The following is an 11,023-nucleotide window of genomic DNA, read 5'->3' as shown; positions in this document are numbered from 1 at the left end:
CCGACCAAGGCCGCTGCCCCGCCGGTGAAGCGCTATCTAGGGAGACACGACAAAACCCGCAAGCAGTTTTTTCAACACCGAGAGAAGTTTTCTGAAGCAGCCTTCCCGGGCACGCGGCCCAGGCCGATCCTGACACCGGCAAAGGCCCCGATATTCAGGGGCTTACCCGAGGCGCCGGCAGCATATCCCGGGCGGATCACCGGTCCGTGATCCGGAAAATCCGCGCCATTTCCCGGGAACGTCCTGCGCCGCGGTGGTTTCTTACCCCCGCAGGAGCGACTCGATTTCCGCCCGCGTGGGCATCGCGCTGGCCGCGCCGGGGCGAGTCACCGACAGCCCGGCCGTCGCGTTGCCGAATCTCACGGCTTCCTCGGGCGCCTTTCCCTCGGACAGGGCGGTGGCGAATCCCCCGTTGAAGGCATCGCCCGCCCCTGTCGTGTCCACGACCTTGCCGACCGACATCGCCGGGACGTGCAGGGTCGTGTCCCCGTCGTGGTAGAGCGCCCCCGATTCCCCCAGCGTGATGATCGCGGCCCCCACGCCTTTTGCCCGGAAGGCCTTGGCCGCCTTCAGCGCGGCATCGGTCGAATTGACCTTGATGCCGGTGAGCGTCTCGGCCTCGGTCTCGTTCGGGGTGATGTAATCGCAAAGCGCCAGCATCTCGTCCGGCAGCTCACTGGCCGGGGCGGGGTTGAGAATCGTCCGGGCCCCACCCGCACGCGCGACCTCCAGCCCCCGAAGCGCGGCGTCGAGCGGCTGTTCCAGCTGTGTGACGAAGACGTCCGCCCCACCGATCGGCCCGGCATTGGCATCGATATCGGCGGGCGTGATCAGCCCGGCGGCCCCGGGGGACACGATGATCGCGTTCTGCCCGGTCCCGTGCTCGAGGAAGATGAAGGCCGCGCCGGTATAGCTTTCGGGCGTGTCGATCACGTGGGGCGTCACACCGGCATCCCCCCAGGTCTGCCGGGCGAGCCGTGCGAAATCGTCCGTGCCGAGTCGGGTGACGAAATGCGCGTCGGCCCCGGCGCGCGCGGCGGCCACCGCCTGGTTCGAGCCCTTTCCGCCGGGACCGAGCACGAAGTCTCGGCCCAACACGGTTTCGCCCATGACCGGCATCCGGTCGGCATGGAAGGCGGTATCGGCGACGAAGACGCCAAGGATCACGACACTCATGCGTCCGGCCCCACGACGCCCTTGCGCAGCATGAAGCAGCCGTAGAATCGCCGCTCGCCGGTCTGGATGACGGCGTAGCCGTCGCGCGCCAGGTCGTAGAAGGCGAAGCGATCGACGGCCACCATCGGACGCGGTGCGCCCTCGGCGGCGTCGATCGTGGCCTGCACTTCGCGCTGGACGTCGGGCACCGAGTCGGGATCGTCGACGACCGCCATCCGGGCGGCGAAATCATCCACGAACGTGTCGAGCGGAAGGACCGACAGGATCGCGTCTATGGCCTCGGCCGCTGTCAGGTTCTCCATGCGAAGCAACTCGCCCAATACCGTTTCGCGCGATATCGCGTCGGCCGGGAAGTTCGTGTCGGCGATGATCAGGGTGTCGCCATGCCCCATGGCGCGCAGGGCGAAGAGAACGTCGGCATTCAGCCGCGGATCGATTCCCTTCAGCATTCGCCTGCCCCCGGGACCGGAATATCGGACATGTCGCGCCTCCCTCGCCACGTGTCCCCAAGGGGTAGCGTGCGGCGCCGCGCCTGTCCACGGAAAGGCCCCGCGCCGGGCGCGCCGGGTCAGGCGTCGGAGGTCTCGGCCTTCCTCGGCAAGGCGAATCCACCCTCTCGCGAAAGGATCTCGATGATCTCGGCGATGCCCTCGCCCCGGCGCAGGGACGCGAAGACCACCGGCCGGTCGCCGCGCATCCGGGCCGCATCGCGCGCCATGACCTCGAGCGACGCGCCCACATGGGGGGCGAGGTCGGTCTTGTTGATCACCAGCAGGTCAGACCGGGTGATGGCCGGGCCGCCCTTGCGCGGGATCTCCTCGCCCGCGGCCACGTCGATGACATAGACCGTCAGGTCCGCCAGCTCGGGCGAAAACGTGGCCGACAGGTTGTCGCCGCCCGACTCGATCAGCACGACCTCGAGATCGGCGTGCCGTTCGCGCATGCGGGCCACGGCCGCCAGGTTGATCGACGCGTCCTCGCGGATGGCGGTGTGGGGGCAGCCGCCCGTCTCGACCCCGATGATGCGGTCGCCCGGCAGCACCTGCATCCGCATCAGCGCCTCGGCATCTTCCTGCGTGTAGATGTCGTTGGTGATGACGCCCAGCGACAGGCCCGGGTGCAGCCGTTGGGCCAGCGCCGCGGTCAACGTGGTCTTTCCGGCGCCCACGGGGCCGCCGATGCCGATGCGAAGGGGACCGTGACGGCTCATGTGCGGAAGATCCTCGGTTCCAGTGTTTCGTGGCGCATTGCCGCGATGTCGGCGGCGAAGCTTGCGGTGGCGATATCGTCCGGCGTGGCCCCGCGCGTTTCCGCGGCGACCCGTTCGCACAGGGGCGACAGCGCGGCGATGACCCCCTGCGCCCTTGTCTGGCCCAGTGGCATCAGCCGTTGCGCCGCGGCGACGACATTGGCCACGCCCGCGTGCAGGTAGAAGGGCCCGGCCCGGTCGACGTCGATGCCGCGCGCGCGGCAGGCGGCACCGAACCCGACGGGGAAGGACAGCCCGTCCAGCCCGAAAGCCCAGACCGCGTCCACGGTATTGGAGAAGGCGGCACCCATGTCGTGCAACTCGATACTGCGCCCGGCGCAGGACGCGAAGGCGCGCGCGGCCGCGTCGACCTCGGACAAGGCATTCCGATCCGTCGCAGCATTGGCAGTCCGAATCAGGATAGCATCGGTCCGGCCCGTACCATGCGCGAGCGTGTCGGCCAGCCAGAGTTCGAGCGTTTCGGCGTCGCCCACGACCCCGTCGGCGATCGCGGACTCCAGACCTTGGGAATAGGCGAAACTGCCCAGCGGGAAGCCCGGCGACAGCCATTGGGCCAGCACGAGCAAGCCGTCATCCATGGGCGTGTTCACCGTGGGAATGACCCATGGTCCGGCCATGGCCATAGGCGCCGCCTTCTGGGCGGAACGGGCCCATGAACGGGCGCAGATCGGCGCCGAGTCCCGTCAGCATCCGCTCGATCACCGGATCGCGCTGGATGACCAGCCGGTCGGAATGAATTTCGCAGGGGGTGTGGCGGTTGCCGATATGCCAGGCCAGACGCGCCAGGGCCTGCCCGGTAATGGCGACCAGCGGCTCGTCCGCGGCGGCGACGGCCACGATGCGGCCGTCCTCGAGACAAAGCCCGGCACCGTGGTCGAGCGAAGTGACCTGTTCAAGATCGACGAGGAATTCGAGACCGCCCTGCCCCACCAGCCGCTTGCGGCGCAAAAGCCGCGCAGCGTAGTCGAGGCGGACGGTATCGACGGGCGCGTCCCCCGCGGTGTTGAGGACGCGCGTGGCGCGGGGCGGCAGCGCGGTCATCGCACCACCCCGTCCGCCGGGATCAGACGTAGAAGACGTCCGCGAACACGTGCCGCACGATGTCCTCGCGCTTCAGACCGCGCTCGGCCAGTTGCGCATCCGACATGCGGTTCAGGGCAGTCAGACGGCGGTAGCGGCCGGAGTTCTCGCCCATGGCGACCAGGCCGTGCCCGATCTGGGCGAACACGTTCTTGATGCCGGACAGGGCATCTTGGGCGACGTGGGTGGGGTGAAAGCTGATATCGGCCATGGCGATCGTATCCTTCCGGGTCTGCTGTTGTGCGTTGACCTTGAAGGTAGGCCTTGCTGCAGTGCAGCGTTAGCCCCAATGCGGAATAGCCGCGTTGCAGCGGGCGCAACCCGGAAACCGCCCCGATCCCATGCCCAGCCTCTTGATTCAAAACAGGAAGTACCGCTGCGCCATGGGCAGGACGTCGGCCGGCTGGCAGGTCAGCAGCTCGCCGTCGGCGCGCACTTCGTAGGTTTCGGAGTCGACCTCCATCACCGGAAGGGCATCGTTCAGGCGCAGGTTGCGCTTGCCGATGCCGCGCGTCCCCTTCACCGCCACCGTGTCCTTGGCGAGGCCCAGATGGGCCTTGATGCCGCCCGCATGGGCCGCCTCGCTGACGAACAGGACCGATCCGCGCTCGGCCGCGCGGCCCATGGCGCCGAACATGGGGCGCGAGTAGACGGGCTGCGGCGTCGGGATCGACGCGTTCGGGTCGCCCATCTGCGCCATGGCGATCGAACCGCCCACCAGCACCATCTCGGGCTTCACGCCGAAAAAGGCGGGATTCCACAGGCACAGGTCCGCCCGCTTGCCGACCTCGATGCTGCCGATCTCGTGGCTCATGCCGTGGGCGATCGCCGGGTTGATCGTGTACTTGGCGATGTAGCGGCGCACGCGCATGTTGTCGTTGTCGCCGGTCTCCTCGGGCAGGGCGCCGCGCTGCTTCTTCATCTTGTCGGCGGTCTGCCAGGTTCGGATGATGACCTCGCCCACGCGGCCCATGGCCTGGCTGTCGGAGGCGATGATCGAGAACGCCCCCATGTCGTGCAGGATGTCCTCGGCGGCGATGGTTTCGCGCCGGATGCGGGATTCGGCGAAGGCGATGTCCTCGGGCACCCGCTTGTCGAGGTGGTGGCACACCATGAGCATGTCCAGATGCTCTTCGATGGTGTTCACGGTGAATGGGCGCGTCGGGTTCGTGGATGACGGCAGGACATTCTCGTCGCCGCAGATCTTGATGATATCCGGCGCATGGCCGCCGCCTGCGCCCTCGGTGTGGAACGCATGGATCGTGCGGCCCGCGATGGCCTCGACCGTGCGTTCGACGAAGCCGGATTCGTTCAGGGTGTCGGTGTGGATCATCACCTGCACGTCCATGTCGTCGGCCACCCTCAGGCAGCAATCGATGGCGGCGGGCGTGGTGCCCCAATCCTCGTGCAGCTTCAGCGCGCAGGCGCCCGCGTTGACCATCTCGACCAGCGCAGCGGGCTGGCTGGCATTGCCCTTGCCCGAGAGGCCGAGATTGACGGGCGTGCCGTCCAGCGCCTGGAGCATGCGCCCGATATGCCAGGGCCCCGGCGTGCAGGTGGTGGCGAGCGTGCCGTGGGCCGGCCCGGTGCCGCCGCCCAGCATCGTGGTCACGCCGGAATGCAGCGCGTCCTCGATCTGCTGGGGGCAGATGAAGTGGATGTGACTGTCGAAGCCACCGGCGGTCAGGATGCGCCCCTCGCCCGCGATCACCTCGGTCCCCGGCCCGACATGGATGTCCACGCCGGACTGCACGTCCGGGTTGCCCGCCTTGCCGATATTGGCGATGCGCCCGTCGCGCAGGCCCACGTCTGCCTTGTAGATGCCCGTGTGGTCGACGATCAGCGCGTTGGTGATGACCGTGTCCATCGAGCCCTGCGCGCGGCTGGCCTGCCCCTGCCCCATGCCGTCGCGGATGACCTTGCCGCCGCCGAACTTCACCTCTTCGCCATAGGTGGTCAGGTCGCGCTCGACCTCGATCAGCAGGTCGGTATCGGCCAGGCGGACCTTGTCGCCCGTGGTGGGGCCGAACATGGCGGCATAGTCGGCGCGGGCAATCTTGGTCGGCATGGCGGGGTCCCGGTCTCAGGCGGTTTTCACCGACACTGTTCCGGGCTGGTGGCGATCTGACAAGGGCGGGCGGTGAATGCCGCGCCCTTTGCCCAATATTCAGGCGCGCTGGCGCAATCCGCGCTTGCCCAACCGCCGTGCATTCGCCCGCGTGGCCTTGCCGATGGGGCCGAGCCAGGCGTTGTAGACCTGGTCGGGGCGCCCGCCACGCATCGCGGCGGTCCAGGCCGCCGCTTGCGCGTCCAGCAGGGCAGGGCCCTTTTCGCCGATCATCACCGCGTTTTCCGTGGGGGCGACGGACCAGACACCGGCCAGCCCGGCAAGGCGGTACGCGATGACCGCCTGCGCTTCGGCCACCATTTGCGCCGAGGCCATGGCACTGCGCCACATGTCGAGAGGCAGGGTCATGAGCGTGCTCCGATCTGCCGAGTTAACCTGATTAAAACCCTCAAATTGCGACGGGTTCCATAGTGCTTAAGGATCGGTGCGCAGGTCCTCGTTGCGGCGCAGGGTCAGCCGCTCGAAGCAGGAATTGACGATGAGCGGCTGGATCGATCCGCCGGCATAGGGTGCGGCCTCGGCGGCGCAGGCCGCGTCGCGATAGGCGATCCAGGCCCGCTGTGCGTCGAGCAGGGCCTGGCCGTAACCGCCCGCGTCGGCCCGGGGCTTGGCGATGCCCCAGAGGCGGTTCAGTTCGGCATCCGCGGCCAGCCAGGCGGCATAGCTGCACTGGTTCATGTCGGCCTGCGTGACCGGGTTGGCGCAATTCGGGGCCTGTGCACCGGCCGCCAGCGGAAACACAGCGAGGGCGAGCGTCAGGGCGGCCCTCACAACGCGCCCATCACCGCGCCGTTGAAGCCGAAAACCTGCCGACCACCGCCATAGGGGATCAGCGAAACCTCGCGCCGCTGTCCCGGCTCGAAACGCACGGCGGTGCCGGCAGCGATGTCCAGTCGCATCCCCCGCGCCGCGTCGCGGTCGAAATCCAGCGCGGCGTTGGTCTCGGCGAAGTGGTAATGACTGCCCACCTGGATTGGCCGGTCGCCGGTATTGGCGACCATCAGCGTGATGGCCTCGGCCCCCTCGTTCAGGGTGATGTCGCCGTCTGCGGTCAGGAATTCTCCGGGGATCATGGGCCGTCCTTTCGTGGTGCGCCGGTATCGCGTCGCGGGATCTCAGCGTATGGGGTTGTGCACGGTCACCAGCTTGGTGCCATCGGGAAAGGTCGCCTCGACCTGCACGTCGTGGATCATCTCGGGCACGCCCTCCATGCATTGATCGCGGGTGACGACCTGCGCCCCCGCCTGCATCATGTCGGCCACGCTGCGGCCGTCGCGCGCACCTTCGACGACCGCATCGGTGATGAGCGCGATGGCCTCGGGGTGGTTCAGTTTCACGCCGCGGGCCAACCGGGCGCGCGCCACCTGCGCGGCCATGGCGACGAGCAGCTTGTCCTTTTCGCGGGGGGTCAGGTTCATTCAGGATCTCCAGACAGGGGGCAATGCGGCGCCCGACAACCGTTCGAGCAGCGGGATGAGGGCGCGGCGCAGGTCGAAGGAATCGCCGGCCAACAACCGCGCGACCAGCAGGCCCGGCGCCGGCGACGAGGCGCCCGCACCGGCAGGCAGCACGGTGCGCGCGGCCGGCAGATGACGCTCGGCCTCGGGTTCGGCCAAGACGACAAGGGCCATGGCCCCTGCCCCGCCCGCGATGGCGGGTCGTGCCAGGTGCCCGGCGATGTCACCCGACAGCCGCGTTGCATCGCGGTAGAACGGTGCGCCCGCGCGGTCGATGGCGACGCGGTCCTCGAACGCGCCACCGCGCAAGACCTCGCCCCGCGCGTGGCGGCCGAAGGCCACCGGCTCGACCATCAGCAGCCGCGCATCCTCGGCCATCTCGATCCGAAGCCGCCGCCTGAGCCGCGCACCGTCGAACAGGATCGTTTCCTGCGGCAGCCAGTGCAGGGTCGCACCCCGCTCGACCGTCAGGCGCGTCGTCACACGGCCGGGCACGGCCGCCGCGGCCCGGTAGACCCGCTCGGCCGCCTGCGTCGTCAGGGTCAGGCGCGCGTCCGCGTGGGCCGTCGCCGAGATCTCGAACCGGTCCCCCCCGGCGATGCCTCCCCCGGTATTGATGCAGACCGCCGTCACACCCGCGCCGCGCGGGGTCGGGAACAGCGCCTTCAGCGCGCCCGACTGGCGCAGGTCCGACAGCGCGCTGACCCCGCCGCGCGCCGCGGCGACAACGGACAGCCCCCCCACCGAGCGGGGCTGCACCTGGGGTGATCCAAGGGTCTGCGTGTCGTTCATCCTGCGGCGATCCTAGCAAGCCGCGCGCGTTTGCACAGGGCTTGGGCGGGCGAGGCCGGCAAAACGACAGCAGCCGCCCAAATATCGGGCGGCTGCGTCTTCCATCGTGGCCCGAAGGCCGCGCGCCGAGCTCAGTTCAGCGCGGCGTCGGTGATCTCGTGGGTCCAGGCGCCCTCGGGCTCCTTCGAGATGACCGGGTCGGACCCGCCGGCCAGCAGAGTATCGACGGTGCGGCGGTAATCCTCTTCCGCAAGCGCGCCGTTCGAGCCGGCGGTCAGCTTGGCGATCTCCTGCATCATGCGGATCTGGTGCGACTCGGTCTGGGCGCCGGTCTCGTCGTTGTCGAGCACGATCATCGCGGCGTCTTCGGGGTTCTCCTCGGCCCATTTCCAGCCCTTCATCGAGGCCCGGACGAAGCGCTCCATCTTGTCGACGAATGCCGGGTCCTCGAGATTCTCCTCGAGCACGTAAAGCCCGTCTTCCAGCGTGGCGACGCCCTGGTCCTCGTACTTGAAGTTCACCAGCTCGTCCTCGCCGACGCCCGCGTCCAGCACCTGGCCGTACTCGTTGTAGGTCATGGTCGAGATGCAGTCGGCCTGGCGCTGCAACAGCGGGTCGACGTTGAAGCCCTGCTTCAAGACGGTGATGCCGTCATCCGAGGCGTCCGTGGGAATGCCTTCCTGGCTCATCCAGCTCAGGAAGGGGTATTCGTTGCCGAAGAACCAGACGCCGATGGTGCGGCCGCGGAAATCCTCGGGGCCGGTGATGCCGGTGTCCTTCCAGCAGGTCAGCATCAGGCCCGAGGTCTTGAACGGCTGGGCGATGTTGACGATCGGCAGGCCCTTTTCGCGCGCCGACAGGGCCGACGGCATCCAGTCGACCATGACGTCGGCCCCGCCGCCTGCCAGAACCTGCGGCGGCGCGATGTCGGGTCCGCCCGGCAGGATAGTCACGTCCAGGCTCTCTTCGTCGTAGAACCCCTGGTCCTCGGCCACGTAGTATCCGGCGAACTGGGCCTGGGTGACCCATTTCAGCTGAAGGGTGACCTCGTCCTGAGCATACGCTGCGCCACCGGCAAATGCGGCCACGGCCGCGGCTATGATCCTGGTCTTCATTACATGTTTCTCCTTGTTGGATCTCCCCGAGGTTCAGCCCCGGTGGGACGGGTGCCAGAAGGTCACCCGCTTCTCGATGAAGGCGATGATGCCGTAAAAGGCCGAGCCCGCAAGGGCCGCGGCCACGATCTCGGCCCAGACCATGTCCAGCGCCAGCTGTCCGACGCTGGTCGAGATGCGAAAGCCCATCCCGAGCGTGGGAGAGCCGAAAAATTCGGCAACGATCGCACCGATCAGGGCCAGCGTCGTGCTGATCTTCAGCCCGTTGAAGATGAAGGGCATGGCCGCCGGCAGACGCAGCTTGAACAGCGTCTGGACATAGCTCGCCCCGTAGGTGCGCATCAGGTCGCGCTGCATGGCCTGCGTATCGGCCAGCCCCGCCACGGTGTTCACGAGGATCGGAAAGAACACCATGACCACGACCACGGCGGATTTCGACTCCCAGTCGAAGCCGAACCACATCACCAGGATCGGCGCGGTGCCGACGATGGGCAGCGCGGCCATGAAGTTGCCCACGGGCAGCAGTCCGCGTTTCAGGAAATCGTAGCGGTCGGCGAGGATGGCGAAGGCGAACGCGGCCAGCGCGCCGATGAGGTAACCCGACAGGGCGCCCTTCACGAAGGTCTGCACGAAATCGGCCCAGATCACGTCGAGCTCCCCCGCGAAGGCGGCGGCGACGGCACTGGGCGGGGGCAGGATGACGCCGGGCACGTCGAGCCCGCGGACGATCAGCTCCCACATCCCGATCAGGGTCAGGCCGAAGATCGCCGGGACGGCCAGTTGCACCGAACGGGTGTCGGCGGCCGGGCCGGTGGCCAGCCGCGCGTTCAGCGCGAAGCCAGCGGCCCAGAGGACGAGTGCGAAGATCACCAGCGTCATCGCGCCAGCCCCATGCGCCGCAGCAGCATCCGCTCGATCCCGGCGATGATCGCCACCAGCACCGCGGCCAGGATCGCGGCGGCAAAGAGCGCCGACCAGATCTGCACCGTCTGCCCGTAGTAGCTACCGGCCAGCAGCCGCGCGCCCAGACCCCGCACCGCGCCGGTGGGCAGTTCGCCCACGATGGCACCGATCAGCGACGCGGCAACCCCGATCTTCAGAGACGCGAAAAGGTAGGGCAGCGACGCGGGCAGCCGCAGTTTCCAGAAGGTCTGCCCGCCCGTCGCGCCGTAGGTGCGCAACAGGTCCAGCTGCATGGCGTCGGGGCTGCGCAGCCCCTTTACCATCCCCACGACGACCGGGAAGAAGGACAGGTAGGCGCTGATCACCGCCTTCGGCAGCAGGCCCTGCACGCCCACGGAATACAGCACAACGATGATCATCGGTGCGATGGCGATGATCGGAATGGTCTGGCTGACGATGGCCCAGGGCATGACGCTCATGTCCATGACGCGGCTGTGCACGATCCCCACGGCCAGCAGGATGCCCAGCGCGGTGCCCACGGCGAACCCAGCGAGCGTGGCCGAAAGAGTGATCCAGCCGTGGAAGATCAGGCTGCGCTTCGAAGTCGGCCGCATGCCCGCCGTGCTGTCCCACAACTCGACCGCCACCTGGTGCGGCGCGGGCAGGACCGGTCGATCCTGCGCGAAGGCAGCCGACAGCGCGGGGCCCGGATTCCGCAGGCTGAGCGCGATGCCCCCCATGTTGCGCCGCTCGGACGCGGCCGCGGGGGTCACCTCGGCGCCGGACCGCTCGGCCAGCAGAACGGACTGATGCGCGTTCATGGGGATGCAGGCGACGTACCACAACGCGATCAGCGCCGCGATCACGGTCAGGACCGGCACGATCCGCCCGCCCGCGCCCCGCAGCCACAGCGCCACGCGGCCCGAGCGGCCGACCCCCGCGCCCGGGGCGGAAAGCGGCGTGTCGGTCATCCCGCCGTCCTCCCGGCGTCCGAGTTGCACGGCTTCGACATGAGTATTTGAAGACCAGTGATGAAGCTGACGCGCGCTCCGGTCATCACTGGTCCGAAAATACTCATGGTGCGACGGAGCAAGGGAGCCAA

16 protein-coding genes are annotated in these 11,023 nt (G+C 68.4%); 1 reads left to right on the top strand and 15 read right to left on the bottom strand.

Annotated features, from left to right (window positions below; genetic code table 11):
* The coding region (locus BUB76_RS18055; RefSeq protein ID WP_214607522.1) for a hypothetical protein at window positions 1-210 on the top strand (210 nt) is incomplete at its 5' end.
* Window positions 211-261: 51 nt separating this feature from the next.
* Here the strand turns inward: BUB76_RS18055 and rbsK are convergent.
* From rbsK to BUB76_RS07130, 15 genes are all read right to left on the bottom strand, one after another.
* The gene (rbsK, locus tag BUB76_RS07200; RefSeq protein ID WP_073128071.1) at window positions 262-1,176 is read right to left on the bottom strand and encodes a ribokinase; all 915 of its coding nucleotides are present in this window, start codon (window positions 1,174-1,176) and stop codon (window positions 262-264) included.
* A complete protein-coding gene (locus tag BUB76_RS07195; protein ID WP_073128070.1) occupies window positions 1,173-1,625 on the bottom strand; it encodes an RbsD/FucU family protein in 453 nt (150 codons plus the stop codon). The genes rbsK and BUB76_RS07195 overlap by 4 nt, the downstream gene beginning before the upstream one ends.
* 119 nt (window positions 1,626-1,744) lie before the next feature.
* Window positions 1,745-2,386, bottom strand: a complete 642-nt coding sequence (gene ureG / locus BUB76_RS07190) for an urease accessory protein UreG (protein WP_073128069.1) — start codon at window positions 2,384-2,386, stop codon at window positions 1,745-1,747.
* A complete protein-coding gene (locus tag BUB76_RS07185; protein WP_236737876.1) occupies window positions 2,383-3,063 on the bottom strand; it encodes an urease accessory protein UreF in 681 nt (226 codons plus the stop codon). The genes ureG and BUB76_RS07185 overlap by 4 nt, the downstream gene beginning before the upstream one ends.
* A complete protein-coding gene (locus tag BUB76_RS07180) occupies window positions 3,017-3,487 on the bottom strand; it encodes an urease accessory protein UreE (RefSeq protein WP_073128067.1) in 471 nt (156 codons plus the stop codon). The genes BUB76_RS07185 and BUB76_RS07180 overlap by 47 nt, the downstream gene beginning before the upstream one ends.
* 22 nt (window positions 3,488-3,509) lie before the next feature.
* Complete coding sequence (locus BUB76_RS07175; protein WP_073128066.1) at window positions 3,510-3,737, bottom strand: DUF1127 domain-containing protein; 228 nt, start codon at window positions 3,735-3,737, stop codon at window positions 3,510-3,512.
* 147 nt (window positions 3,738-3,884) lie between these two features.
* Window positions 3,885-5,594, bottom strand: coding sequence for an urease subunit alpha (gene ureC, locus BUB76_RS07170; RefSeq protein WP_073128065.1), 1,710 nt, complete (start codon window positions 5,592-5,594; stop codon window positions 3,885-3,887).
* Between the two features lie 99 nt (window positions 5,595-5,693).
* Complete coding sequence (locus tag BUB76_RS07165) at window positions 5,694-6,002, bottom strand: hypothetical protein (RefSeq protein WP_073128064.1); 309 nt, start codon at window positions 6,000-6,002, stop codon at window positions 5,694-5,696.
* Window positions 6,003-6,068: 66 nt separating this feature from the next.
* Entirely contained in the window at window positions 6,069-6,395 is a 327-nt protein-coding gene (locus BUB76_RS07160) for a lysozyme inhibitor LprI family protein (RefSeq protein ID WP_084140578.1), read from the bottom strand.
* 26 nt (window positions 6,396-6,421) lie between these two features.
* Window positions 6,422-6,727: an urease subunit beta gene (locus BUB76_RS07155; RefSeq protein ID WP_073128062.1), complete on the bottom strand. Its 306-nt coding sequence runs from the start codon at window positions 6,725-6,727 to the stop codon at window positions 6,422-6,424.
* A gap of 42 nt (window positions 6,728-6,769) precedes the next feature.
* A complete protein-coding gene (locus tag BUB76_RS07150) occupies window positions 6,770-7,072 on the bottom strand; it encodes an urease subunit gamma (RefSeq protein WP_073128061.1) in 303 nt (100 codons plus the stop codon).
* Window positions 7,073-7,903 carry an urease accessory protein UreD gene (locus tag BUB76_RS07145; RefSeq protein ID WP_073128060.1) on the bottom strand — a complete coding sequence of 277 codons (831 nt, stop codon included), beginning with the start codon at window positions 7,901-7,903 and terminating at the stop codon, window positions 7,073-7,075.
* A gap of 131 nt (window positions 7,904-8,034) precedes the next feature.
* The gene (locus BUB76_RS07140; protein ID WP_073128059.1) at window positions 8,035-9,018 is read right to left on the bottom strand and encodes an ABC transporter substrate-binding protein; all 984 of its coding nucleotides are present in this window, start codon (window positions 9,016-9,018) and stop codon (window positions 8,035-8,037) included.
* A gap of 33 nt (window positions 9,019-9,051) precedes the next feature.
* Window positions 9,052-9,897, bottom strand: coding sequence for an ABC transporter permease (locus tag BUB76_RS07135; protein ID WP_073128058.1), 846 nt, complete (start codon window positions 9,895-9,897; stop codon window positions 9,052-9,054).
* Window positions 9,894-10,892, bottom strand: coding sequence for an ABC transporter permease (locus BUB76_RS07130; protein ID WP_084140577.1), 999 nt, complete (start codon window positions 10,890-10,892; stop codon window positions 9,894-9,896). The genes BUB76_RS07135 and BUB76_RS07130 overlap by 4 nt, the downstream gene beginning before the upstream one ends.
* Window positions 10,893-11,023 lie beyond the last annotated feature (131 nt).

This window comes from Palleronia salina, assembly GCF_900141995.1.
Lineage (GTDB): Bacteria > Pseudomonadota > Alphaproteobacteria > Rhodobacterales > Rhodobacteraceae > Palleronia > Palleronia salina.
The sequence above is the reverse complement of the archived record's forward strand: the minus strand, read 5'-3'. Positions and strand labels throughout refer to the sequence as shown.

Bases quoted from the DNA above. Each gene is read 5' to 3' on its own strand.
- rbsK (WP_073128071.1), bottom strand. From the start codon at position 1,176: ATGAGTGTCGTGATCCTTGGCGTCTTCGTCGCCGATACCGCCTTCCAT.
- BUB76_RS07195 (WP_073128070.1), bottom strand. From the start codon at position 1,625: ATGCTGAAGGGAATCGATCCGCGGCTGAATGCCGACGTTCTCTTCGCC.
- ureG (WP_073128069.1), bottom strand. From the start codon at position 2,386: ATGAGCCGTCACGGTCCCCTTCGCATCGGCATCGGCGGCCCCGTGGGC.
- BUB76_RS07185 (WP_236737876.1), bottom strand. From the start codon at position 3,063: ATGGCCGGACCATGGGTCATTCCCACGGTGAACACGCCCATGGATGAC.
- BUB76_RS07180 (WP_073128067.1), bottom strand. From the start codon at position 3,487: ATGACCGCGCTGCCGCCCCGCGCCACGCGCGTCCTCAACACCGCGGGG.
- BUB76_RS07175 (WP_073128066.1), bottom strand. From the start codon at position 3,737: ATGGCCGATATCAGCTTTCACCCCACCCACGTCGCCCAAGATGCCCTG.
- ureC (WP_073128065.1), bottom strand. From the start codon at position 5,594: ATGCCGACCAAGATTGCCCGCGCCGACTATGCCGCCATGTTCGGCCCC.
- BUB76_RS07165 (WP_073128064.1), bottom strand. From the start codon at position 6,002: ATGACCCTGCCTCTCGACATGTGGCGCAGTGCCATGGCCTCGGCGCAA.
- BUB76_RS07155 (WP_073128062.1), bottom strand. From the start codon at position 6,727: ATGATCCCCGGAGAATTCCTGACCGCAGACGGCGACATCACCCTGAAC.
- BUB76_RS07150 (WP_073128061.1), bottom strand. From the start codon at position 7,072: ATGAACCTGACCCCCCGCGAAAAGGACAAGCTGCTCGTCGCCATGGCC.
- BUB76_RS07145 (WP_073128060.1), bottom strand. From the start codon at position 7,903: ATGAACGACACGCAGACCCTTGGATCACCCCAGGTGCAGCCCCGCTCG.
- BUB76_RS07140 (WP_073128059.1), bottom strand. From the start codon at position 9,018: ATGAAGACCAGGATCATAGCCGCGGCCGTGGCCGCATTTGCCGGTGGC.
- BUB76_RS07135 (WP_073128058.1), bottom strand. From the start codon at position 9,897: ATGACGCTGGTGATCTTCGCACTCGTCCTCTGGGCCGCTGGCTTCGCG.
- BUB76_RS07130 (WP_084140577.1), bottom strand. From the start codon at position 10,892: ATGACCGACACGCCGCTTTCCGCCCCGGGCGCGGGGGTCGGCCGCTCG.